We start from the raw sequence: 24,355 nt of genomic DNA on the forward strand, positions 1-24,355 counted from the left end.
TGTTGGTTTATCTGGTTAATGATATTTTATGTTATTTGGATTTGAATACTATTATGAAAAACGTGTTTTGATTAGCTTAGAAATACTTTGCCGGGATTTAAAATATTTTCAGGGTCAAATAATTTCTTAATCCCTTTCATCAGTTCAATATTAACGGCATCCAGCTCCATATCCAGATACTTAGCCTTTGTAAGGCCAATCCCGTGCTCGCCGGAAATAGTCCCACCCATGTCAAGTGTTGCCTTAAATATCTCTCTTACTATTTTTTCCGATTTTGCGACACTTTCCTTGTTATTTTTGTCCACCATTACATTGACGTGAATGTTGCCATCTCCGGCATGGCCAAAACAGGCGATAGGGATACCGAATTTTTCGGAAATCCGCTGTACGGCAACCAAAATATCAGCCACCCTCGTTATGGGAACGACAATATCTTCATTAATTTTGGTCGGGCTGATTTTATAAAGAGCAGGTGACACAGCTCGCCTTGCCTCCCAAAGCATATCCCGTGAGGCGGCATCCTCTGCAATTTTTATTTTACCCTCAAAGGAGTTACAAATGTTAGAGACTTTCTCAGCATCCTGCACTATCGCCCTGCGGTTACCATCAAGCTCAACCAAAAGCATAGCCTCGACGTTTTCCGGAAACCCTACGTTTTTATACTTATTTACGGCCATAAGGGTCATCCTGTCCATAATTTCCATGGTTCTGGGCAGAAGTGCCGATGCTATTATCTTTGATACCGTCTTGCCTGCCAATTCAATACTGTTAAAAGCGCACAGGATTGTGACTATGGCCTCAGGGGCAGGCAGTATTTTAAGACGTATCTTGGTTATCATGGCAAGTGTCCCCTCAGAGCCCACAAGGAGGCGCGTAAGATCATATCCGACCACTCCCTTTGAGGTCTCCACCCCCGTGCTTATCAACCTCCCATCGGGCAGCACAGCCTCTATCTGCATCACGTAGTCTCTTGTTACGCCATATTTCAGCGCTCGCGGCCCTCCGGCATTCTCTGCAACATTACCCCCTATCGTGCATATATTTAAACTGGCAGGGTCAGGGGGATAAAAAAAACCGCTGTCCTCAAGCTCGCTCTGCAGATGGCCGTTTATCACACCGGGTTCAACAATAGCCGTCAAATTACCGGCATCTATTTCCAGTATGCGGTTCATTTTCTCAAAACTCAGCACAATAGAATCCTCACCGGGCACCGACCCACCTGTCATACCGCTTCCTGCTCCCCGGGGAATTATCTTTAATCCGTTTTCACGGGCAAATTTCACTGTCTTAATTACATCAAGGGTGTTGATAGGCCATACCACGGTTGCAGGACAATTATCCAGTCCGGAGGCATCATACCCATAACAGATAAGGTCCTCTTTGTCTGTGGTATATGTCCCCTCTAATAGTAATTTACTGAGACTTCTCATAATTGTTTTTCTGTTTCCACGGCTTTGGTAAGATTACAACTGCAAAGAGGGCATGTCAACTTAGGGCATCTCGCCGTAGCTGTGGAGTCCCGAAAGAAATATGTTAACTCCAAGATACGTAAACACGACAGTTACGAAAGCTACAACTGCCACAACTGCCACCTTTGTACCGCGCCATCCCTTGATAAAACGGGCATGAAGATAAAATGCGTATGAAAGCCATGTTATCAAAGACCATGTCTCTTTAGGGTCCCAGCTCCAATAAACCCCCCAAGCCTGATCTGCCCACACGGCTCCAAAAATTAACCCGCCCAGCGTAAAAATTGGAAATCCAAGAGCTATCAAATTGTAGTTTAACTGATCCAAAAGCTCAGCAGATACCCCAAAGTAAGTAAACGTCCGCTTTAACACCCCGCCGTAACGCCACACAATACCTGTAAAAACTGCCGCAGCAAGATAACTTAACAGTCTTATTGATGAAGATTTATTTCTAAAGGTCGAACCTAAGAGAGCATCTTTAGCGTCGGCTACAGGGGTATGAAGTATATGGTAATTCAGATAATCTGCCAGCATAGCAACCAGTACTGATACAAATATGCCTGCTGTTATTGTCCAAAACCAATAAGCCGAACCCTTACGGTCATCTGTCTTAAGTATCAGGTACATCATGGCAGCACCAAAAGACAAACCAAAAGCAGAGTATGATATAAAAGCCATCGTAACGTGAGCTAATAGCCAGTTGCTCTGCAGAGCCGGTACAAGCGGCTCAATTGTGGTCTTCATTGCAGTTAAATCAATGAATCCAAGGGTTAAACCAGCTATTGGCGTTATGAAAGCGCCAAATGACCGAGTTTTATACTTAAACTCAATTATCAAATACCCTAAGATCAAACACCAAACAAAAAACTCAAGCGATTCGTACAGATTTGTGAGCGGCGCTCTGCCTATGCCCATTTGATAGGACTCAAACCATCTAAGTAATATTGCCGCTGTCTGGGAGGCAAAAGAAACTGAGGTTACAACCGTAGCCGCCTTGCCTGCCGATGCACTGCGAAAGACAAAGTACCCTATATATACCATCATGGCTACAAAATAGCCAATTTCGGCTGCTCCGAAAAACTGTGAGCTTCCCATCAGATACCTCCCTTTATAGAAAACCTTTCTCTCATCATCTTTGTGCTGTGAGCATTTCAAATGCTCTATATATGACGCCTTCAAAAGACAGACGATTTTTATTCGTTGTAGCGGCTACCATAACAGTGGTCTGATTCTTAGTACCTTTCAATAATACCCATATCTTTCTGTGGCTCAGGAAAAAAGCCCCATAAAGGCCAAGCAGCATTGTAAGGCAGCCAAGATAGACTATCCACACGCCGGGGTCATTTCTTACCTGCAAACCCGTATATTGATAGCCCCAGTAATCCACCAGCTCTATCTTGTTTCCATCTGGCATGTCCCACGTTTTAGGATAACGCTTAACCACCCAGCCCTCATACAAGTCCTTACCGTCTTTCTTGAATTCCAAATACACAGCCGGATTATTCATCATCTCTGAATAGGTAAACGGTTCTTTAGTTTCCTTGTTAAAGGCGATGGCAGGAGAGAAAGACTTAGCTTTACCCTCAATGTTTGTGCCTGGAATCTTAAAGGAATCCCCTACGTGCATTGACATAGTTTCGGTTTTACCACCGGATGGGGTCACACGCAATATAATAAGAGCGTTTTTATCCGTTACAGGTCCGTAGCTTGCCTGATAAATAGCATAACCCTTATACTTAAGCGGTCTGTTTACCTCTATAGACTGGCTTAAAATTTCCTTACCGTTTTCATGAATCGAAAGCCAGCTCTTATATTCTTTAGGCATATCAGTATCGTTGTAGAAATCCACGTTAAAATCATCACATCTGACTGTAAAGCCAAGGGGCTGCGTTTTGCCATCCCGTGTGTATGCGACATCTGATGACTCACCCTCAGGCAGAGACAGATAGCCGTTAAAGCCAAATTTCACGCCAATAACTGCCCCCAACAATATCAGCACGATGCTAAGGTGAACTATATACACGGCATACCGGCTAATGCCCCATTTCTGGCCATAGAACTGAAGGCCGTCGGCGCTTTTATGTTCTTCGGACTTAAACCCAAGAGATTTTAATAGTTTTAAAATATCTTCGGCTCTGTCTTTAATATTGCCTTGCAGGTGGTATTCCTTGTGAATTGTGAATTTTTTAAAGGAGGGCTCCTCCATTGGCAAAAGCTTCTCTTTAACGAGATGCGATATTTTAGGCAGTCTGTCTATTGAACATATTATAAGGTTAGCGCAAAAAAGAACCAAAAGGCCGGTAAACCACCCAGAATGGTACATGTCCATAAGGCCCATGGCATCAGAGGCGCTATAAATTGACGGAGCAAGCTTGGCTCCAAAGATTTTGACAAACAGTTTAACATTTTTTGCGGGTTCGGTCTGCTGCTCAATTACCGTGCCTGCTATGGAGGTAATTGCAATCGTTAAGATGAGTACAGCGGCAAGTTTAACCGAAGTGAAAATTTTCCAAACTTTCTCAACAATATTGTTGTTCTTTTTATCCGGCTTTTCCATTTAAAGGGCATTCCCACAGTGCTTTAGTATAATCACAATTTGCCACCGATAAACTGCCCCACAACGGATGCAGCCAGCGAAAGCGGAATATACCGTATATCCATATGCAAAACATAGCGCATCAGAATAACAAATGGTATTGGAATATGTATGTACATAAACCACTTAGGAGACTTCTTTCTCTCCTTAGATCTGCGGTATCCAAAAGGCAAATTTATTATAAAGGCAAAAACCATTAAAATCACCACCATTATCACACCATCAGGCATATAGTAAATTTAACAAAAAAGACATAAATTTGTAAACTATGAAAAATATTATTTTCTACTAAAATGCGTTGGTGTGTCTTGACAAATTTTTTCCTTCTATGTTTAACTTTTTTATCACAACAGTTTTTTCGATTTCTTGGGATTTATTAAAGGGAGGGCGGTAATGAGTAAGCGCAGTAATAACAAAACATCGGTGTGTACCATCTTAAATTGTGCGGCAGTCTTATTGGTTTTTTTATTTGCATCCGGACTAAACAATCCAGCCACATCTACTGCCGCTGAGCCGCCCTCTGAGCCAATCCTCCGTATTAATACCGAAATGCACACTGCGGCGATTATAAGGATTGGTGTTGATGCCGAAAGCAAATATCTCGTAACCGGCTCAGAAGACAAAACTGTAAAAGTGTGGGATATTTCCTCCGGCAGGCTTCTACAAACCCTCAGGGTACCTATCGGTGATGGTGATGAAGGAAAGGTTGCCATATCTCCTGATGGTAGAACAATTGTCTGTGGCGGATGGACTGGTGCCGAGTGGGATAATAAAACAGCTTCCATCTACATATTTGACCGACAGACCGGAAAACTAATAAAGCGAATTGCAGAGCTGCCTAATGTTATACATCATCTTGCATATTCTAAGGATGGGAGGTTTCTTGTTGCTACATTAGATGGTAAAACGGCATACGTGTTTATGAAACAAATAATTATTCTCCTGTTGCCTCAGACAGTGATTACGGCGATATAAGTCCCTGTGCTGATTTCGACAGAGACGGCAGGCTTGTTACATCATCCTATGATGGTTATATAAGGCTTTATGATGAAAACTTTAATTTAATCAAAAAGGAAAAGCCACAGGGAGGCACGCAACCTTTTTCAGTTAGTTTTTCACTTGACAGTTCAAAGATAGCCGTTGGGTTTGCTGATACAAAGAAGGTGGATATACTTTCCGGAGGTGACCTTTCTTATCAATTCTCTTCGGATACTTCAGGCGCTATTGATGCATTAGCAAATGCCTATTTTTCTCTTGATGGTAAATACCTCTATGCTGGTGGAATGGTTTATCGCATTAGGAAATGGTCAAACGGAGGCAAAGGCACATACAAAGACATATTAACTGGTTCAGTCAATACTATAGAGCAAATAGTACCACTTAAAAACGGCGGTATTGTTTTTGGCTCAACTGACCCAGCCTTTGGTGTGTTTGATAAAAATGATAAAAGACGCGTTTTTAAGCAAACGGATAAAGCTGATTACAGAGGAGACAATGAGAATTTTCAAGTATCCAGAGATGCTAAAACCATCAAGTTCTGGTACGAAAATAAAAGTAAATCTCCTAAAGTCTTTTCGCTAACAGAAAGAGAATTATCAGATGTTTCCAATTCAAAAGAAAACCTTTTTAAACCGATTTTAGAATCTGATAAATTAAATATTACAAACTGGTTTAATGAAGATTACCCGAAACTAAATGGAACAGCTTTACAACTTCAGCAATACGAAATGTCGAGAAGCCTTGCGATATTACCGAATAACAGCGGTTTCCTACTCGGCACAGAATTGCGATTAAGATTATTTGACAGTACCGGAAATGAAAAATGGAAAGTAGCAGCACCCGGTGTAGTATGGGATGTAAACGTATCACAAAATGGGAAAATAGCGGTAGCGGCTTATGATGACGGAACGATTAGGTGGTACAGGGTAAGCGACGGGAAGGAACTCTTGGCGTTTTTCCCGCATAAAGACAAAAAGAGATGGGTACTGTGGACGCCAAAGGGATATTATGATGCCTCAGTCGGAGGCGATGACCTAGTCGGCTGGCATGTAAACAGAGGCAAAGACAAAGAAGCTGATTTCTTTCCGGTATCAAAATTCCGTGACACATATTTCAGACCGAATATAGTCTCAAAAGTTCTCGATACGCTTGATGAGGATGAAGCAATAAAACAGGCAAATGCTCAATCTGACAGAAAAACCCCAACCGCGGCAGTTACCGAAACACTGCCGCCGGTTGTTAAAATCAACTCACCAATTGATGGAGCAAATGTTAATGATTCAGAAGTGACATTAGAATACGAAATCCGTACACCTGCGGATGCTCCGGTTACATCGGTAATGGTGCTTGTAAACGGAGTTAAACAAGCAGTCGAAAAGAATGTTAACAAAGTAAATAAAACTTACAAAATATCAGCCTTAATTCCAGAAAAAGACAATGAAATTAGTGTAATTGCCGTAAACAAATATGAGTCCAGCGTTCCTGCCACAGTAGCACTTGGTTGGAAAGAAAAAGTTAAAAAAGATGAGGAATTTTTGAAGAAACCGAAGCTTTATGTACTTGCTATCGGGATAAGCAATTATAAAGATGAAGACAATAAACTAATGTATTCATCAAAAGATGCAAAAGACTTTGCTGGAGTAATGGAAAAGCAGAAAGGCTTGCTCTATCGGGATGTTGAAGTAAAGGTTATAACAGATGAAATAGCAACGAGAATGAACGTATTGGATGGGTTTGATTGGATTCTAAATAATGTGACAAACAAAGACATAGCGATGGTGCTGCTTTCCGGACATGGGTATAACGATCCAGATGGAGCATATTACTACATACCTGTTGATGTGGATTTAAAAAGAATTAAAAGCACAGCGGTGATATTTACTGAAATAAAAAACACTGTGAACGCACTTGCCGGTAAAAAACTGTTTTTATAGACACATGTCATGCAGGGAACGTGATGGGAAAACGTAAAGGATTAGACGACTTAAGCGAAATAATAAAAGAATTAGTACGTGCAGAAAATGGTGCAATCGTCTTTACATCCTCCACGGGCAGGCAGGATTCCTGAGAGGACTCAGGTAACAGCGCATTTACAAAAGCAGTTATTGAGGGCATAGAAGGCAGGGCTGCATACAAAAATGGCAGTAGTAAGATAACCGTCAACATGCTTGAGTTATATATATCAGAACGGGTTAAGGAACTAACGAAAGGTAAACAAACACCGACAACGGCAAAACCAAACACCGTGCCCGATTTCCCAATAGCGGTTGTGAAGTAGGCTACAGTCTTATGTAATATCCTATCCGCTGATTTGTAGTCGGCTTATTGAGTTTTTTTTGATTTTATGGTAACGTAAGACTATGTCAACAGCTATAGACACTTTAAAAATATACGAACGGCTTAGAAAGGCCAATCTTGGCGATGAAGCTGCCAAAGAGATTGCTGAGGTTTTTAAAGAAACCTCTGAGGGGTTCAGGCATCGCTACAATAAAAGCAGAGATAAAAGAGGAATTGTCTAAGGAACTGGCTAATAAAGCAGATTTGCACGCTGTAAAGGCAGGATTAACAGCGGATTTGATGTTAATAAAATCAGAATTAACAGCAAAAATAGAAAATCTTGAAGAAAAAATGAAAGTAAATATAGAAAAATCTAAGTCCGAAACATTGAAATGGATGTTCCTCTTCTGGGCAGGGCAATTAGTAGCCATGTTCACCTTATTTAAATTTTTTCTTAAGTAACACATCTCTTTAACTACTACATTTACCCCACGAACTCCATATTGATATTTTCCCATAAATAGAGTTACAATTAGGTTTGTCGGGGGGAGACAAACTTGAAACGCTTTCCCTGAAAACTTAGTTATCGTGACAGGAGGTACGGAAGCAGTGACAAAGGAAGTTTTAGAGTTTAAAACAGAGGTAAACCAGCTACTGGATCTGATGATCCATTCGCTGTACTCACACAAAGAGGTTTTTCTGCGTGAGCTTATCTCTAATGCCTCAGACGCTATAGATAAGGCCCGCTACGAGTCGTTGACAAACAGTGAAATCCAAAAAGACGGTGGAGAGTGGAAAATTAAATTATCTATAGACAAAGCAGCCGGTACGCTTACGATAAGCGACAACGGCATAGGCATGAATAAGGATGAGGGCATACGGGAGCTTGGCACAATAGCCCACTCCGGAACTATGGAGTTTTTAACTAAACTCAAAGAGAAATCCCCCGATGACTCCACAGAGCTTATAGGGCAGTTTGGCGTTGGGTTTTACTCCTCCTTTATGGTGGCAGATAAGGTTGTGCTGATTTCAAAAAAGGCCGGCACTAACGACTGCATACGGTGGGAATCCGCAGCAGACGGCACTTTTACGATTGAGGACGCTGAGAAGGCAACACGCGGAACTGACGTTATCCTCTATATTAAGGATGAAGAGAAAGAGAAATATCTCACCGAGTACGAATTAAGACGTATCGTTACAAAGTACTCCGACTACATAGACTACCCTGTTGTAATGGACGTGGAGCGGCAAAAGGAAAGTGAAATTGATAAGGGTAAGAAATATACCGTTACTGAGGAGGAGAAACTTAATTCCCAAAAAGCTATCTGGCTCAGGGATAAGTCCGAGATAACAGAGTCAGATTACAACGAGTTTTATAAACACGTTTCTCACGACTTTACTGACCCCACAAGGGTTATCCACTATAAGGCTGAGGGTACTACGGAATTTACTGCGCTTTTGTTTATCCCGTCACGGATGCCGTTTGATATTTTCTATAAGGACTTTAAGTACGGCCCAACCCTTTACGTCAGACGGGTTCAGATTATGGAACACTGCGAGGAGCTGATCCCGCAATATCTGCGCTTTGTAAAAGGTGTGGTGGATTCCTCTGACTTACCGCTGAATGTTTCCAGAGAAATTCTGCAAAACAACCGCCAAATTGAAGTTATCAATAAAAATCTGACAAAGAAGGTGATAGACACCCTCTCGGATATGAAACAAAACGAATTTGACAAATACCTTGAATTTTATAAACAATTCGGACGAATCCTGAAAGAGGGTATTCACTTTAGTTACGAAAAACGGGAGACTGTGGCAGACCTGCTTCTTTTTAGCTCTACAGCTACAGAGAGCGGTAAATACACTACTCTTAAAGATTATGTAAAAAACATGAAAGAAGACCAGAAGGATATCTACTACATGACGGCAACCGATTTTGAGGATGCTGTCCACTCACCCTATCTGGAGACTTTTAAAGAGAAAGGCTATGAGGTGCTGATTCTTCTTGATGAAATTGATGACATGATTTTTACAGGGTTTCAGTACTCAGATAAAGATTTTAAATCGGCGCTGCGAGGCGATATCACCTTGGATAAGGCTAAAGAGGAGGAAAAGAAAGAGAGCGAAAAGAAGTACAAAAAACTATTGGATTTAATCAACACGCGGCTAAAGGCTGATGTTAAAGAGGCGAGGTTTTCAGGCAGGCTGAAGGATTCCCCGTGCTGCCTTGTTGGTGATGAGGGTGCTATGGATGCTAACATGGAACGCCTTTTACGCTCCATTGGCAAAGAAATTCCACCTACTAAGAAAATCTTTGAGCTTAATCCGACTCATCCCCTTATTGAGGCAATGAATGAGCTTTTTGAAAAAGATCAAACAAGTGAAAAACTCATGAAGTACATTGATATGCTCTACAATCAGGCATTGGTTTTAGAAGGGAGCAGACCTAAGGATTCACAGTTGTTCACCTCGATGGTATCGGAGCTGATGGTTAAGGACATGAAAAGCGTATGATTATAATTGTATCACACAGAGCCTTTTTTAAGGCTTAAAAATAAAAAACTAACGGAGAAGAGAAAAGTGTTAAAAAAATTGCTAATTTTTCTCGGTGTATTTCTTGCGCTTGCGGTATATTGCAGTGCGGAAACAACTGAGGAGGCGTTTAAAAAGGTATTTCCAAATGTTAAATACGACACAATAAAGGAGTCCCCTGTTAAGGGACTTTACGAGATTTTGGTGGGGTCAGAGATTATTTATTTTGATCCGGCAACCGGTATTTTGATCTTAGGTGAGATGCGGATGAATAACGGCAAGAACCTGACATCGGAAAGTTTAATGGCAGTTATGAAAGAACGTGTCAAAAATATTCCATATGAAAAGGGTATGAAAATTGGTAACGGTAAAAATATCGTTGTTGAATTTACTGACCCGGATTGCCCGTATTGCAGACGCGCCGCTGCCTTTCTTAAGACCAAAAAAGATATTACCCGTTATGTTTTCCTGTATCCTTTGGTTCAACTGCATCCTGATTCCGAAAAGAAGGCCAGGTTTATTCTCTGCGCCAAGGACAAAGTTAAGGCCTTTTATGACGTTCTGGATGGGAAATATGATGATAAGGAAATCACTGTATGTAATGATGACAAAGTAGAGGCGACGTTAAAGGAATACCGCAATGTAGGTGATAAGATTGGTGTATCCGGCTCGGGCACACCATTTCTGATTGTAAACGGTGAACCGGTTCAAGGCGCCAACCTTCCGCTTATCAATAAATATCTTGGCGAACCAGAGGAACAAGTACCTGGACACAATCATTCAAAACTAGATACCGAAAAAACCCCTGATAAGCATGAGGATGAAAAAGCCCCTGCAAAACAGGATAGTGAAAAATAAAACATTCCCTTCCGATCCCCCTCCCACTTTCTTTAGCAGGGAGGGGCGATTGAAGCGGTAATAAACTCCCTTGTTAGTTTAGCTGGATGAGAAATGAGAAAAATCAAACAGGAGGACTTCAGTAGTAATGACAATTTCAGAGGCAACTGCCAAAATAAAACCATTAGACGATAAATACATAAAATTATCACAGGAACGGCTCGATAGTTTAACCAAACCGAGGGGCAGTCTGGGGAAACTCGAGGATTTTGCCAAACGGCTCTGTGCCATATATCAGACGGATATGCCTGAGATGCCAAAGAAGGGCGTCTTTGTATTTGCCGGAGATCATGGAGTGGTTGAGGAGGGAGTGTCAGCGTATCCCTCAGAGGTGACTCCTCAGATGGTGTTTAACTTTTTAAGGGGAGGGGCCGGGATAAATGTTTTAGCCAGACACGCCGGTGCTGATGTTTTTGTAATAGATATGGGGGTCAACTACGTTTTTAAGGACTGTCCGGGACTGATAAATAAAAAGGTGGTCTCAGGCACCAGGAATATGTGTAAGGGGCCTGCAATGAGCACAGATGAGGCAGTGAGGACAATTGAGGCAGGAATATCATTGGCTGAGGAGTATGCAAAAAAAGGCTATCGTTTATTTGGCACAGGCGATATGGGAATAGGAAACACCACACCGTCATCTGCTATAACAGCCGTACTTACCGGACTGTCACCTCAGGCAGTAACAAGCCGCGGAACGGGAATAGATGACGCAGCGCTTGCTAAGAAAATCAAGGCTATAGAGACGGCACTTACCGTAAATAAACCTGATAAGCACGATGCTCTCGATGTGCTTTCAAAAGTGGGCGGAGCAGAAATAGGCGGCATTGCAGGACTGTGTATAGGGGCGGCATCCCTTGGGATACCAGTGGTAGTGGATGGGTTTATATCAACTGCCGGAGCGGCAATAGCGTGTGTGTTAGATACGCGAGTGTCTGCATATCTTATAGGCAGCCACATGTCTCAGGAGGGTGGACACAAACCTCTTTTAAATTTCATGGGAGTTGAGCCGCTTTTTGATTTTAATATGAGACTTGGCGAGGGAACCGGAGCGGCGCTGGCTATGACGGTTTTGGACGCATCGCTTAAGATTTACAAAGAGATGGCAACTTTTGCCGAGGCCATGGTTTCTGACACTGACAAGGATATTCATAAAACTTAACAATATGTATCACGAGATGGACACAGATAATTCCAATAACCATAATCTGTGTTCATCCATGGTTTATTCGTTTTTTGTTAATCTACTTTTTTGACGGCAAATTGAGACCATTGCAAAAATAATATAATTGTTTATTGATTTAACTCCGATAGATGGCTTAATTACTTTTACGGATGTAGAGAAAATGACTGGATCCCGCAACAAGTGCGGGATGACAAAGGAGGGAAGGGTTCTTTTTCTGTCATTCCTGCGAAGGCAGGAATCCAGTCTTTTATTAGCTGAGTTAACTATATAGACATTTTTGAGAATTTTGCAACGGTCTCAAATTGGTATTACTCAAATTCTCACCTTTTTTTTAATAGCTCTCATCTAAAATATGTTACAATATTTCAATGGTGGGTTTAACTCGTTTAATTTAGGCGTTAAGGGGTATAAACTAAATGGGTTTAGTAATGTGCACTTAAGTACAATTATCATGGAGGACTCTATGAAACGAAATATTTTCAACACATTAAGTGCTCTGATTGTGGCACTTTTATGTGCGCTGTGTTTTAACTTTGCGGTAAGTGCGGCTGATAAGGCTGCTGCTAAAGATCCTCTCAGGGGTATTCCATTTTCTGATCCCAAAAAGATTTTCAAGATGTCTGATGAGTGGATGAAAGCTCCCATAAAGTATGAATCATGGGCTAAAGGCGCTGACATTGCCGTAGCGCTTGATCAGCAGATATACCCGGCCCTTCTGCCGCTTATTCGGGAGTACGAAAAACAAAACGGTCTGAAAATTGCCGTTGAGGAGGGAACTTGTGGAATAGCGGCAGGGGCGGTATCGAAAAAAACTGTTGATATCTCCGGTATGTGCTGTCCTCCCGGTGAGGTTGACCGGCTGCCGGGTTTGAAATACTTAAATCTCGGCATTGGCTCTCTTGCAATTTTGGTTAACAAAGACAACCCCGTCGAAAACATCTCAACCGCTGACCTACGAAACATCTTTAGAGGTAAAGTGGATAAGTGGTCGCAGTTGAAAACCGACAAAAAAGCGCAGGATATTGAAATAAAGCCCATCATAAGGCTTCACTGTAAAAACCGCCCTGGCCACTGGTGTCTGCTTCTGGGTTCTGAGGATCTGTTCAGCCCGAGGGCAATGGATGTAGGTTCTATTGCGGATATGCTTACACAAGTCGCCTCGGTTAAGGGTGCTGTCGGGTATGAAACCCTTTGGATGGTTGAACACAACAATAAAAATTCGGTACTTAAGGCGCTTTCTATAGACGGCTACTCCCCATACGACAACTCGGCATTAATCAGCGGCAAATACAACATTTACCGCACATTTAACATAACAGTGTGGAATGCTCCCAACCTGATTAATGAAAAAGCGGCAAAACTTGTCGACTACATCATAAAAAATCTTGAAAGAATTGACAAGAGTTATTACATAGTGCCAGCAACAGAGTTAAGAAAAGCAGGCTGGAAATTTGACGGCAATGAGCTTGTCGGAGAGCCTTTCTGAAAAGATTGAAATGCCTATCAAGTTAATTCCTATAAAGGGCTTTCTGTCATCTAAGGAAGTAATAAAAAGGACTGGATTCCCGCTCGTAGGCGGGAATGACAGAGGAGGGGATAGTCTTTTTCTGTTATTCTCTTTTCTGTCATTTCTTTTCTGTCATTCCTGCGAAGGCAGGAATCCAGTCTTTTATCAACATGGTTAACTAAAAGGCACTATTAATGAACCTAAACCGTATATCTCTGACCGTTAAGATGACTGTTATTACGGTGTTTGTCAGCCTTGCTGTAAGCGCCGTAGGCAGCCATCTCCTTGATAAAAATCTGCAGAAGCTCCTACATGCTCAACTTACCGACAGGCTTTCACGCCGGGCAGTTGATAACAGACGTGTTTTTGACAAGTACTATCTTGGCTACCATCAGTTTGTCAAATTATTTACAGCCCTGCCAGGTTTTACAAATTATGTTTCCAAAGTAAAACGGGATAACTCTACAAAACCTGTAATCACAAAAGAAGCCCCGCCATGGATTCCCCCGCCATCTGTGTTGAGGGTGTTCCCTAAGTTTGACTACGCGTTGCTCTTTGACCCGCAGGGAAATCTTAGGGAATTGTTTCAAAACTCTGCAAAATCGCCAACCCCCGGTCTCCTAAAACCATCACACTCTATTTTGCAGATGACTTATAACCAAACGTTTCAGACATCTATAGACGATAAGCTTTTCATACTGGCTTCTGAGGTGGTCAAAGACAGCAGCGGAAATACTATAGCAACGCTTATGGTAGCCCATCATATAGATTCTAAACTTCTTGATGAAATTTTCGGCAACGTGGGACAAAGCACAGTAGCTCTTGTTGCTGGAAAGAATTTAAAAGTCCTGGCAAGTAATAAGCCCGATTTATTGCGGCAAGGAGACAGTCTTGAGGATTTGAAAGATAATTATACTTTTATAGGAAAATCTTTTTTAGACTATGGTGATGCTGAAAATACGATAATGTTTGCTTCTTTAATATCTAACGAGGATATTGATAAGTTAAGCACTGATATCAGGCACAAGAGTAAGATGATAAGTATGACGGCGGCTTTTTTCATGATATGCTCATTCTTACTCATAATGATACATATAGTGAAGAGAATAATTCGTCTAAATAGAGGAATTACAGAATTTTCACAGCAGATCGGTTTAAATCTGGGACAATTTGCTGGTATTTCTGATCAACTCACATCCCTTGAGTTTAGGTTCAGGAGACTTTTTGAGGAAATTATATTCTCAAGAAATGCACTACTTGAAGCATCTCAAGAGTTGCAAAACAGTGAAAAAAGTATAAGAGCTATAATGGAAAATATGCCCGATGGCATGATAGCTATTGATAACAACAAGACAATAACCATGTTTAACCGCTCAGCCGAACAAATCTTTGGTTATAATGTCTCCGAGGTCATAGGCCTTAGTTTTATGAAGCTTTTGTCGGATGAGTTTGAAGGCATACATGACTCAATCAGCTCATTTGAACATAGGACAGAAACATTTGAGATGTCTGGCAAACGTAAGGATGGCAATGTATTTCCTATTGATATTAACACTAACATTGTTGACTTTTTGGGTAAACCAATGACCATAGTCATGGTAAGGGATATAACAAGACGCAAGCTATATGAGGATGAAATTAAACGCACTAAAGAAGAGCTTGAACTAAAAGTGCAAGAGAGAACTTACGAGTTAATACAGACTAACAGCAAACTTACTATGGAGATACTTGAAAGAAAGCGTTCTGAGGAACAAAACAGAGCAATTCTGAGTACATCGCTAGATGGATTTGTGATGTGCGATATGGAGGGCAGATTTATAAATGTAAATGATGCTTTTTGTAAGATGATTGGTTACGAGAGAGAAGAGTTACTGCAAATGAAAGTAGCAGACATTGAAGCATCAAAAACGCCAGAGGCCATAATAAGTGAAATTGAAAGAATAAAGGTTATTGGTGGTGTTCGTTTTGAGAGTAAACAAAGACGCAAAGACGGTAACATTATTAATGTTGAAGTCAGCATAAATATTATAAGTGAGGAGAATATTCTTTTTGCGTTTATAAGGGACATAACGCAGCGTGTACTTTTAGAGGAACGGAACAACGCGATTTTCAGTACATCTCTGGATGGTTTTGTAATGACTGATTTATACGGCAGTTTTATTTTTGTAAATGATGCATATTGTAAAATGACGGGCTACACCAGAGAAGAGTTGTTGAAAATGTTTGTATCAGATATAGAAATATTAAACACACAGAATGACACAAGGCAAGACATCTCAAATATAATAAAAATGGGCGGAGGCCGCTTAGACGGCAAACTAAGAGCTAAGGATGGAACGATTATTTATGTCGAGGCCAGTATAAATATTTTAAATGTGGAGAAAATTCTCTTTGCCTTTATAAGGGACATAACGCAGCGTGTATATTTAGAGGAGGAAAACAGAAGACACTACGACATCCAGCGAGTAACGAGTGCCATATTATCAATATCAATGGAGCCGATTCCTTTTGAGCATCAGCTTGAGCAAGTCATTGATCTCATACTCAATATAGAATGGCTTGCTCTTGAATCAAAGGGTTGTATATTTTTAGCGGATGAGGGCGCAGTAGAGGTGCTTGAAATGAAAGCTAACAGGGGGCTTTCTCATGAAATCATGACTCTTTGCAAGTGGGTACCGTTTGGCACCTGTATATGTGGACGGGCGGCTGTGGCAAAAGAGATTATTTTTACCGACTGCATTGATGACCAGCACGACATAACATATGAAGGCGTTGGTCCCCATGGGCACTACTGCGTGCCGATACTTTCCAGTGACAGAAGTGTAATGGGGATTATTAACTTGTATGTCAAAGAAGGACATAAGCAGGAAAAGACCGAGATGGAGTTTCTGGGAGCAGTTTCAAACACCCTTGCCGGAATTATAGAGAGGATGAGAACTCAGAAAAATCTTGAATTAAGTCAGACTCTGTTTCAAAGCTTTATGAGCAAAAGCCCTATGATGGCCTTCATAAAGGATGAAAACGGAAGGTACGTTTTTGTTAACGATAAATTCAACAGGGTAACTCACCACAAGGAAAACGAGGTAATAGGCAAAAGCGATTTTGACATCTTTCCGGCAGATACGGCAACAGCCATGAGAGCGCACGATTCAATGGCAATAGCTGTCGAAAAGACAGTTGATACCATGGAAAATATTCCTGAGCCTGACGGTATTCATCAGTGGCTTATTATTAAGTTCCCGTATAAAGACATCACAGGAAGAAGGCTACTGGCCGGTATGGGGATAGACACAACGGAGCATAAGAGAGTGGAGGAAACTCTCAAAAAATCTGAAGAGAAATACTTAAATATAATAAACAGCACATCAGAGGGGTTTATAGAGATAAACAAGTCAATGCAGGTTGTTAGGGTAAACGACTCAACCTGTGCGATGGTAAAAGCAACTTTTAATGAGATTAGGGACAAAGGGATATTGTATTTCATAGATAAAGAATATAGAGAGGAATATGTTGAGCTTATCAGGGATCTGATGGGTGGCTCAGGAGTAGCCTCAGATTTAACTCTGAGGGCAACTGACGGTGCCTTGATACATACGAGAATTAACGCAACGCCAGTAAAGGATGCAACAGGAGCGGTTACAGGAGCTTTTGCACTAATTTCTGATATTACGGAAATAATCGATATGAAAGACTCTGTTACCCGCTATGCAGCCGAGCTACAGCGAAGCAACCAGGATCTTCAGGATTTTGCCAACGTTGCCTCTCATGATTTACAGGAACCGCTTCGGAAAATAGTTGCCTTTGGCGAAAGACTACGTGAAGTGTCGGCTGACACGTTAACCACCGATGCCCTTGACTATCTGAACCGAATGGATTCTGCGGCAGAGAGAATGCAGCAATTGATAGATGATCTGTTAAATTTCTCACGTATAACCACACGGGCAAAACCTTTTACCCGCACCGAAATAAGCAAAATAGTAGAGGATATCAAAACCGACCTTGAAGTGCGGCTTATGAAAAGTAAAGGGAAAATCGAGGCTGCTTCGCTTTGTGTGGTAGATGCCGACCGTTTCCAGTTGCAGCAGCTGCTTACGAATCTTATAGCCAATGGGTTAAAATTTCACAGAGATGGAGTGCCTCCGGTTGTAAGGGTAAGCAGTGTCAGCAGCGCTGATGGTCTTTGCCGTATAAGAGTAGAGGACAACGGAGTTGGGTTTGATATGAAGTATGTGGATAAGATATTTAAGCCGTTTCAGAGGCTTCATAGCAAGAGTCAATACGAGGGGACTGGGATGGGGCTTGCTATATGTGAAAAAATAGTGCAGCGGCACGGCGGCACAATATCTGTGGACAGCGCTCTTGGCAAGGGGACGGTGTTTACCATAACTTTGCCCATTGTTCATGAAAAGGTGGATGAAAGAGAAAGTGAAGAGCAGAAATAAAGGGGAGCTTTCCATTCAATGGGTTGTAAATCTCGACACTGTGATACCAATAAAGGACATATTTACGGCATAGTCAAGTAAGGGAACTTTTTTAACTTTGTAGTTTTCATTTTCTTTGTTTTTAAGTCCGCTTGCGTGGATAAGGTAAACGTCGCCATTTTCCACCTTAATAACGCCCTCGTGGCCGACTATTTCACCGACTACACGTTTTTCAACCTTTTTTATCAGAAACACTATGTCACCGCTTTTAAGCTTTGAAAGCACATCCTTTATGTTTTCCTTTGGGACAATTGAGACGCTCTCTACTCCTCTGTCTCCTTTTATCTTAGTTGTACTGCCTATCTCTTGTGTTATGTCAGTGCCCCACTTTCCGCTTGACACCATATCCTCGGCATACTGAAATCTGTCGTCATAGTTAGTGACAAGCCCGTCAGAGCCAAGTTTTCCTTTAGTTTTAAACCGCAGATTGAGAGCAATTTTAAGAGACTCCTCAGGAGTGCCGCCAAAGGCTAACTCAACAGACCTGAACACATGATACATACAGTCAACGCTTTTATCATAAACGATAACCTTGTTTCTCACATAAGCTCCCAGAGGGTCAGTGTCATATGGGGTGCCGACAAAATTTTCAGCCCACAGCGCAATCCTTTCGCCAATCGGAAGAGTTTTCGTCTGTTGTTGCAATTGTGAGATTTCCTTCTCAGAAGGAAAACATTGGCCATTGCCAGTTAAAATCAATAATGCCGTTATAACGGTCAGTATGTAAATTAATTGCACTTTAGAGTTTTTCACCTGTTCCTCCGGACAATGTTTTTTCATTAAAGATATTTTAACACGCATCTTTGTTATTTTGGCAACAAAGTTAGAGAACTTCTTAAAAAAGAAGGATAGTTGAAACCGTAAATCAGTAAATAAGGAAAATAGTATTTACAGATTATTTACCTATGTTAAAAATCTAAGCTAACGATTGCTTGGCTGCATTCGTTGAAAAAGCTATCAAAACAATAGACAAAAGAATTGTTTTTGTCTATTGTTATTAGATACTATGCAGAAACAGACTAATACTTGATTTTGCATGTAGAAACATAGTACAGTTTCATCATGATGATTTAATTTTGTCTATGAATTAAAATGTAGTGTCTGCGGCCGTAGGCCACTTAACTTGTGGTAAGGAGGGATTTTATGGCTCAATATATGGTGGAAAGAGGAAAGTTTCATCCTCTTGGAATGGAATTGTCAAAAGACGGAGCTAATTTTTCGTTATATTCACGTTACGCCAAAGGCGTCCAGTTGTTGCTCTTTAACAACCATGACGACCCGGACCCGGTTCAGATTATCACGTTTGATCCGCAAAAAAATAAGACTTTTTTTTTCTGGCATGTCTTCATCCGAGGCCTAAACCCTGGCATGCACTATGCCTTAAGGGTTGACGGAGACTTCAATCTTCAGGCGGGCCTCCGTTTTAACCCTAAAAAGGTGGTGCTTGACCCCTATGCACTCGGTAACACCTGTAATCTTTGGAACCGCGCCAATGCGTGTGGCAGTGACGATAATCTGAAGACGTCCATGCGCAGCGTAATCATAGATATTAACGATTACGATTGGGAGGGCGATAAACCCCTGAACCACGACATGGCCGACACTATTATCTACGAGATTCACGTAGGCGGTTTCACCAGGTCCCCATCGTCCGGAGTAAAGAACCCCGGCAAGTTTGCCGGAATTGTAGAGAAGATTCCGTATTTAAAAGAACTTGGTGTTACGGCGGTTGAGCTTTTACCTGTCATGCAGTTTGATGATTCGGAGGGGCTCCGGACGCTTCCGGACGGCACCAGGCTTAGCAATTACTGGGGATACAGCACCGTTAATTTTTTTGCGCCCCATCCCGCATACTGCATCTCTCCAGAGGACGGCCTGCACATAAAAGAGTTTCGCGACATGGTGAAGGCCCTCCATAAAGCGGACATAGAAGTCATCATGGACGTTGTCTTCAACCACACGGACGAGGGCGATCAAAACGGGCCGACTTTTAGCTTCAAGGGTATAGACAACGGCGTTTATTACTATCTGTCGCCTCAAGACAAGCAATACTATATGAACTATTCGGGTTGCGGCAACACCGTCAACTGTAATCAACCGATTGTGACGAAGTTTATCGTTGAGTGCCTCGAGCATTGGGTGAAGGATATGCACGTGGACGGATTTCGCTTTGACGAGGGCACAATTTTGTCGCGCGGAACCGACGGGGCAAGAATGTCGGATCCCCCGGTACTTTGGGAGATACAGCTTTCCGAGGTAATGGCCGACACAAAGATTATAGCGGAGGCATGGGACGCTGGCGGACTCTATGAAGTCGGTGACTTTCCGGGCTACAGATGCGCGGCGTGGAACGGCAGGTACCGTGACGATATCCGTAGTTTCGTAAAGGGGGACGCAGGTATCGTGGGCAACGTGGCCTCCAGGGTGGCCGGAAGCTCAGATCTTTTTCAGTATGCCGGCCGTCTGCCGATAAACGGTATTAGTTTTGTTGTCTGCCATGACGGTTTCACTCTGAACGATCTCGTATCTTACAACGAAAAGCATAATTGGAAAAACGGAGAGAACAATAAAGACGGCATAGACAATAATCTTAGCTGGAACTGCGGAGTCGAAGGGCAGACAAACGATGCAAACGTGGAAAATTTGCGGCAGCGGCAGATAAGAAACTTTACGGCCATTCAATTCTTATCGCAGGGCGTGCCGATGATACTTGCCGGGGACGAGGTGCGCAGGACTCAAAACGGTAACAACAACGCCTATTGCCAGGACAATGCTCTAAACTGGTTCGACTGGAATTTAACGAAAAACAACGGTGATCTCCTGAGGTTTTTCAGGCTTATGATAGCTTTTAGAAGAAAACATGCCGCATTACACCGCTCGGATTTTTTTAATGGCTCGGTTAACGAGCGTGGGGTTGCCGATATATCATGGCACGGGTGCAGTTTAAACTCTCCGAACTGGAATGACCCGATGGCACGGGCGTTGGCGTTTACACTTGGAGGGTTTGGCGGCGACGACGACTTACACGTGATGATGAATATGTACTGGGAACCGTTGAGTTTCGAGATTCCAATCGTGCGTGGAAGGCAGTGGTACAGGGTTATCGACACATCTAAACCATCTCCCAATGATATCGTCGACGAGGGTAAAGAGGTGAAGCTCTCTGATAATAGCTATTTGGTAGAGGGAAGAGGCGTTGTAGTGCTTATGTCCAAAATTATAGTATAGGGGGGAATTACATTCAAGGGAAAACCGCCATAGAAGCCCGCCAGAGTGTTTTTTCCCGTCGAACATCCCGCATACTCGTTACAACACCAGCGGTGTAACCCCAGACAAAATGAGTCCTTTTGTCTGGGGTTACATGTATGATAGCCTGTAAACCCCTGTCATTTCTAATGGCGGGTAAGGGCAACATTTGACGAAATGATAACAATAACTTCTATAACTGTATCTCGTTTAACCGGTACAAAAACTCTTCCGGTTTTAAAATCTCCACTCCCTGAAAAACTTTTAAATCCAAAAGATGATGGTCTCCTGAAATAATAAAATCGGCTCTGCCCTCTAAAGCACATTCCAGATATTTATTATCGGTAGGGTCGTTGGGTATGGCTTCTATCTTTAAACCACCTTCGATGACTTCAGCTATGGCAAATAGATTGTTTAAATCCTGTTCAACTTCATGTAAGGCTTTTTTATGGCGGTTTTGAATTTTCGGATACATGGCTACTTTTTTGACTTCAGAAATGATTTTAGTTGAAGTGATTAACTGAAGTTCGTCGGTTCTCAGTAAGTCAAAAATTTGTGCGGGTTTACCGTGAGAATTTAAAATGGCACTAATGAATATATTAGCATCCAGAACGATTTTTAGCATGTTTTCAATTAGTTTTTCAAATTACTGTGTTAACTTTGTTTATCTCTTCACGCTCTTGTTTTTTAACAGCTTCTACGGCTTCCGCTATTTCGTGCTCCAATATTTCAGGGTCAACATCCTTTGTAGTTTCTCGAATCTCATCAACCCATTTAAAAAACTTATCCCTCGCCCGTTCCTTTTCCTGTTTCATCCATTCGTATTTTTTTAGTGGTACAATGGCTACAAGCGGTTTTCCGGCACGCTCAATAATGTAGTCATCTTCTTTTAATGATACCTCATTCATAATCTGCCCGAACTGGCGGCGGGCTTCTATCGCCGATATTGTTTTAAGCATGGTCATTGCTCCTTTAGTTAGGATTGCTATAATTAGTATAGTATATGCAATAGCTATAGTCAAATGACTGTATTTGACACCGGCATAAGGTTTCAGATAATGCTTTTTATCGAATAATTTATTCTGAAGTATTATGTGATGCAAAAAAATAATACTTGACAAAATTAGTAAGGTATTATAAAATTAATTCATAATGTTGAGATTATCAACAAAATGCCAGTACGGCGTAAGGGCTATGTATGAGATAGCGCGTGGATATCCTGACTCCCCATTGTCCATACGGGTGATATCGGAGCGGCAGGACGTATCAGTGCCGTTTTTAGAGCAGATACTGGGAAGGCTGCGCAAGGATGGCCTTATAAAGAGTGTAAAGGGTCCGGGCGGTGGTTATTTATTAACAAAAAACCCTGAGGATATTACTATTGCAGAGATATTAACTACTTTAGAGGGCCCGTTTGCCATTACACTTTGTGCATCGGTGCATCCTGAAGACTCAGCTAGCTCAAAAGGCTGTATGAAAGCCGACCACTGTGTAATACAACACTTGTGGAGAGCGTTAGGGAGACAGATAGAGGAATTTTTACAGACCATAACACTGATGGATCTACTCAAGGGTAAACAGTTTGAGGATTTAATTTTTTCCTGTGATGCCGGTGCAGCCGGTTCGGTGTGTCCGAGGGATGTGCTACGGGCAGGCAGTAGCAAAGCTGTGGAGAGCGCTCTGACATGAGTTTAAAATTTGTTGAAAATGTTAAGGCTGACGTGACAAGCGACATAGTGTATATGATGTGTCCTATGCACTTATTGAAATTAGACGAGCAAATAAAGGAGTTGGAAGACAGACAGGTGTTGGAGCTTCTAACAGACTATGATGGAGCTCTTGAGGATGTTCCGGCATGGTGCCAGAAGACTGGAAACGAGTTTTTGGGCATAGATGAGGAGGATGATTATTACAAAATTTACATCAGAAAAGCCAGCGGCAAACCAGCGCCGGCGCTAAAAGAGGTGAATACATGAAAAGACTATATTTTGACCATGTGGCTACAAACCCGCTGCTGCCTGAGGTGTTTGAGGTAATGGAGCCATACTTTAAGGGTGAGTTTGGAAATCCCCTTAGCATGTATGATCTGGGTTTTACGGCAAAACAGGGGATAGAAAAAGCAAGGGAGCAGGTAGGTGCGTTAATAAACGCTAAGGCAGCGGAGATAATTTTCACGTCATCTGGAGCTGAGGCAAATAATTTCGCAGTAAAAGGACTTGCCATGTCAAGGCAAAACGATGGTAACCACGTAATAATATCTAAAGCCGAACACCACTCGGTGCTTAACACTGCCAGGTCACTGGAAAAACAGGGTTTTGTTGTAACATACCTGTCTTTGGATAAACACGGGCTTGTTGACCCTGCAGCTGTAAAGGCGGCAATCAACAAAGACACAGTACTGATTTCAATCACACATGCCAATTCCGAGGTGGGTACGATAGAGCCAATACAGGAGATAGCTGAAATTGCCCATGAGCATAAAATTACTTTTCACGCCGATGGTGTTGCCACAGTGGGCAACATGGAGGTGGATGTAAAGGCACTGGGAGTGGATGCTCTAAGTATGGCAGCGCACCAGTTTTATGGCCCTAAGGGAGCAGGGGCGCTTTATCTGAGGGCAGGGCAGAGGATTTTACCCCTTATCTATGGCGGAATACAGGAAAACGGCAGGCGGGCGGGAACTGAAAATGTGCCAGCAATAGTTGGTATGGGTAAGGCGGCAGAGCTTGCTAAGGAAAAACTGCCGGAGCGGATGGCACACGTTAAAAAGTTAAGAGACAGGTGTATTGAGGGTCTATCTAAGGTGGAAAAGGTGCACTTAACGGGGCATCCTACGCTGAGACTTCCCGGGCATGCCAGTTTCGTTGTGGAGTTTATAGAGGGAGAAGGGATGTTGCTTATGCTCCTTTCTAAGTCAATATATGCAGCAAGCGGTTCAGCTTGTACATCAAAGGCACTTAAGGCCTCTCCCACGCTTGCCTCAATGGGCATACCGATAAGCCTCACGCACGGCTCGATTGTGTTTTCCTTTGGTATAGGCAACGAGATGGAGGATGTGGAGAGTTTACTTGTGGAGTTTCCAGCCATAGTGGGTAAGTTAAGGGCAATGTCTCCTTTTGCTAAGGAGGGCTGGCGCCCGGAGGATATGAAAACAGAGGAAAGTTAATG

General features: G+C 42.2%; 20 protein-coding genes. 13 read left to right on the forward strand and 7 right to left on the reverse strand.

Going from position 1 to position 24,355, the window contains the following annotated elements; translation table 11 throughout:
- Positions 1 to 71 precede the first annotated feature (71 nt).
- Genes HQK88_08725 through HQK88_08740 form a run of 4 tightly spaced genes read right to left on the reverse strand, consistent with a single transcriptional unit; the run spans position 72 to position 4,277 of the window.
- Positions 72 to 1,430, reverse strand: a complete 1,359-nt coding sequence (locus tag HQK88_08725; GenBank protein MBF0616885.1) for an FAD-binding protein — start codon at positions 1,428 to 1,430, stop codon at positions 72 to 74.
- A 60-nt stretch (positions 1,431 to 1,490) separates the two neighbouring features.
- Positions 1,491 to 2,564, reverse strand: a complete 1,074-nt coding sequence (gene ccsB, locus HQK88_08730) for a c-type cytochrome biogenesis protein CcsB (protein MBF0616886.1) — start codon at positions 2,562 to 2,564, stop codon at positions 1,491 to 1,493.
- A 34-nt stretch (positions 2,565 to 2,598) separates the two neighbouring features.
- Positions 2,599 to 4,026: a cytochrome c biogenesis protein ResB gene (locus HQK88_08735; GenBank protein ID MBF0616887.1), complete on the reverse strand. Its 1,428-nt coding sequence runs from the start codon at positions 4,024 to 4,026 to the stop codon at positions 2,599 to 2,601.
- A gap of 32 nt (positions 4,027 to 4,058) precedes the next feature.
- Positions 4,059 to 4,277 carry a hypothetical protein gene (locus HQK88_08740; GenBank protein MBF0616888.1) on the reverse strand — a complete coding sequence of 73 codons (219 nt, stop codon included), beginning with the start codon at positions 4,275 to 4,277 and terminating at the stop codon, positions 4,059 to 4,061.
- Positions 4,278 to 4,458: 181 nt separating this feature from the next.
- Between HQK88_08740 and HQK88_08745 the strand changes: the two genes are divergently transcribed.
- The 9 genes from HQK88_08745 (at position 4,459) to HQK88_08785 (ending at position 17,902) form a co-directional block, all read left to right on the forward strand.
- Entirely contained in the window at positions 4,459 to 5,040 is a 582-nt protein-coding gene (locus tag HQK88_08745; GenBank protein MBF0616889.1) for a hypothetical protein, read from the forward strand.
- A gap of 188 nt (positions 5,041 to 5,228) precedes the next feature.
- Positions 5,229 to 6,998, forward strand: coding sequence for a caspase family protein (locus HQK88_08750; GenBank protein ID MBF0616890.1), 1,770 nt, complete (start codon positions 5,229 to 5,231; stop codon positions 6,996 to 6,998).
- A gap of 426 nt (positions 6,999 to 7,424) precedes the next feature.
- Positions 7,425 to 7,583 (forward strand): hypothetical protein, encoded by a 159-nt coding sequence (locus tag HQK88_08755; GenBank protein ID MBF0616891.1) that lies wholly within the window; start codon positions 7,425 to 7,427, stop codon positions 7,581 to 7,583.
- Complete coding sequence (locus HQK88_08760) at positions 7,576 to 7,803, forward strand: hypothetical protein (GenBank protein MBF0616892.1); 228 nt, start codon at positions 7,576 to 7,578, stop codon at positions 7,801 to 7,803. The genes HQK88_08755 and HQK88_08760 overlap by 8 nt, the downstream gene beginning before the upstream one ends.
- 147 nt (positions 7,804 to 7,950) lie before the next feature.
- Complete coding sequence (gene htpG, locus HQK88_08765; GenBank protein MBF0616893.1) at positions 7,951 to 9,855, forward strand: molecular chaperone HtpG; 1,905 nt, start codon at positions 7,951 to 7,953, stop codon at positions 9,853 to 9,855.
- Positions 9,856 to 9,921: 66 nt separating this feature from the next.
- Positions 9,922 to 10,731 carry a DsbC family protein gene (locus tag HQK88_08770; GenBank protein MBF0616894.1) on the forward strand — a complete coding sequence of 270 codons (810 nt, stop codon included), beginning with the start codon at positions 9,922 to 9,924 and terminating at the stop codon, positions 10,729 to 10,731.
- 127 nt (positions 10,732 to 10,858) lie between these two features.
- Positions 10,859 to 11,929 (forward strand): nicotinate-nucleotide--dimethylbenzimidazole phosphoribosyltransferase, encoded by a 1,071-nt coding sequence (gene cobT / locus HQK88_08775; protein ID MBF0616895.1) that lies wholly within the window; start codon positions 10,859 to 10,861, stop codon positions 11,927 to 11,929.
- A 487-nt stretch (positions 11,930 to 12,416) separates the two neighbouring features.
- On the forward strand, positions 12,417 to 13,439 hold the full coding sequence (locus HQK88_08780) for a substrate-binding domain-containing protein (GenBank protein ID MBF0616896.1): 1,023 nt from the start codon (positions 12,417 to 12,419) through the stop codon (positions 13,437 to 13,439).
- 215 nt (positions 13,440 to 13,654) lie between these two features.
- Positions 13,655 to 17,902: a PAS domain S-box protein gene (locus tag HQK88_08785; protein ID MBF0616897.1), complete on the forward strand. Its 4,248-nt coding sequence runs from the start codon at positions 13,655 to 13,657 to the stop codon at positions 17,900 to 17,902.
- A 15-nt stretch (positions 17,903 to 17,917) separates the two neighbouring features.
- Here the strand turns inward: HQK88_08785 and HQK88_08790 are convergent, their stop codons facing one another.
- A complete protein-coding gene (locus tag HQK88_08790) occupies positions 17,918 to 18,694 on the reverse strand; it encodes a DUF1460 domain-containing protein (GenBank protein ID MBF0616898.1) in 777 nt (258 codons plus the stop codon).
- A gap of 390 nt (positions 18,695 to 19,084) precedes the next feature.
- Between HQK88_08790 and glgX the strand changes: the two genes are divergently transcribed.
- Positions 19,085 to 21,169, forward strand: coding sequence for a glycogen debranching protein GlgX (glgX, locus tag HQK88_08795; GenBank protein MBF0616899.1), 2,085 nt, complete (start codon positions 19,085 to 19,087; stop codon positions 21,167 to 21,169).
- Between the two features lie 211 nt (positions 21,170 to 21,380).
- On the opposite strand, the gene HQK88_08800 is transcribed toward glgX, so the two are convergent.
- Both HQK88_08800 and HQK88_08805 read right to left on the reverse strand, forming a co-directional pair.
- Positions 21,381 to 21,812 carry a putative toxin-antitoxin system toxin component, PIN family gene (locus tag HQK88_08800; protein ID MBF0616900.1) on the reverse strand — a complete coding sequence of 144 codons (432 nt, stop codon included), beginning with the start codon at positions 21,810 to 21,812 and terminating at the stop codon, positions 21,381 to 21,383.
- Positions 21,813 to 21,828: 16 nt separating this feature from the next.
- Positions 21,829 to 22,146 carry a type II toxin-antitoxin system Phd/YefM family antitoxin gene (locus tag HQK88_08805; protein ID MBF0616901.1) on the reverse strand — a complete coding sequence of 106 codons (318 nt, stop codon included), beginning with the start codon at positions 22,144 to 22,146 and terminating at the stop codon, positions 21,829 to 21,831.
- Between the two features lie 193 nt (positions 22,147 to 22,339).
- Between HQK88_08805 and HQK88_08810 the strand changes: the two genes are divergently transcribed.
- From HQK88_08810 to HQK88_08820, 3 genes are read left to right on the forward strand one after another with little or no spacing between them, the layout of a single operon-like run.
- Positions 22,340 to 22,876 carry an RrF2 family transcriptional regulator gene (locus tag HQK88_08810; GenBank protein MBF0616902.1) on the forward strand — a complete coding sequence of 179 codons (537 nt, stop codon included), beginning with the start codon at positions 22,340 to 22,342 and terminating at the stop codon, positions 22,874 to 22,876.
- Between the two features lie 53 nt (positions 22,877 to 22,929).
- Positions 22,930 to 23,163 carry a sulfurtransferase TusA family protein gene (locus tag HQK88_08815; protein ID MBF0616903.1) on the forward strand — a complete coding sequence of 78 codons (234 nt, stop codon included), beginning with the start codon at positions 22,930 to 22,932 and terminating at the stop codon, positions 23,161 to 23,163.
- Positions 23,160 to 24,353: a cysteine desulfurase gene (locus HQK88_08820; protein MBF0616904.1), complete on the forward strand. Its 1,194-nt coding sequence runs from the start codon at positions 23,160 to 23,162 to the stop codon at positions 24,351 to 24,353. Before HQK88_08815 ends, HQK88_08820 begins: the two co-directional genes overlap by 4 nt.
- Positions 24,354 to 24,355 lie beyond the last annotated feature (2 nt).

This window comes from Nitrospirota bacterium, assembly GCA_015233895.1.
In the GTDB taxonomy this organism is placed as follows: Bacteria; Nitrospirota; Thermodesulfovibrionia; order Thermodesulfovibrionales; family Magnetobacteriaceae; genus Magnetomonas.

What these genes read in the sequence shown, in the direction of transcription:
- HQK88_08745 (MBF0616889.1), top strand. Translation starts at nt 4,459, where the DNA reads ATGAGTAAGCGCAGTAATAACAAAACATCGGTGTGTACCATCTTAAAT.
- HQK88_08755 (MBF0616891.1), top strand. Translation starts at nt 7,425, where the DNA reads ATGTCAACAGCTATAGACACTTTAAAAATATACGAACGGCTTAGAAAG.
- HQK88_08725 (MBF0616885.1), bottom strand. Translation starts at nt 1,430, where the DNA reads ATGAGAAGTCTCAGTAAATTACTATTAGAGGGGACATATACCACAGAC.
- glgX (MBF0616899.1), top strand. Translation starts at nt 19,085, where the DNA reads ATGGCTCAATATATGGTGGAAAGAGGAAAGTTTCATCCTCTTGGAATG.
- HQK88_08785 (MBF0616897.1), top strand. Translation starts at nt 13,655, where the DNA reads ATGAACCTAAACCGTATATCTCTGACCGTTAAGATGACTGTTATTACG.
- HQK88_08820 (MBF0616904.1), top strand. Translation starts at nt 23,160, where the DNA reads ATGAAAAGACTATATTTTGACCATGTGGCTACAAACCCGCTGCTGCCT.
- HQK88_08780 (MBF0616896.1), top strand. Translation starts at nt 12,417, where the DNA reads ATGAAACGAAATATTTTCAACACATTAAGTGCTCTGATTGTGGCACTT.
- HQK88_08735 (MBF0616887.1), bottom strand. Translation starts at nt 4,026, where the DNA reads ATGGAAAAGCCGGATAAAAAGAACAACAATATTGTTGAGAAAGTTTGG.
- HQK88_08800 (MBF0616900.1), bottom strand. Translation starts at nt 21,812, where the DNA reads ATGCTAAAAATCGTTCTGGATGCTAATATATTCATTAGTGCCATTTTA.
- HQK88_08740 (MBF0616888.1), bottom strand. Translation starts at nt 4,277, where the DNA reads ATGGTGGTGATTTTAATGGTTTTTGCCTTTATAATAAATTTGCCTTTT.
- ccsB (MBF0616886.1), bottom strand. Translation starts at nt 2,564, where the DNA reads ATGGGAAGCTCACAGTTTTTCGGAGCAGCCGAAATTGGCTATTTTGTA.
- HQK88_08805 (MBF0616901.1), bottom strand. Translation starts at nt 22,146, where the DNA reads ATGCTTAAAACAATATCGGCGATAGAAGCCCGCCGCCAGTTCGGGCAG.
- cobT (MBF0616895.1), top strand. Translation starts at nt 10,859, where the DNA reads ATGACAATTTCAGAGGCAACTGCCAAAATAAAACCATTAGACGATAAA.
- HQK88_08810 (MBF0616902.1), top strand. Translation starts at nt 22,340, where the DNA reads ATGTTGAGATTATCAACAAAATGCCAGTACGGCGTAAGGGCTATGTAT.
- HQK88_08815 (MBF0616903.1), top strand. Translation starts at nt 22,930, where the DNA reads ATGATGTGTCCTATGCACTTATTGAAATTAGACGAGCAAATAAAGGAG.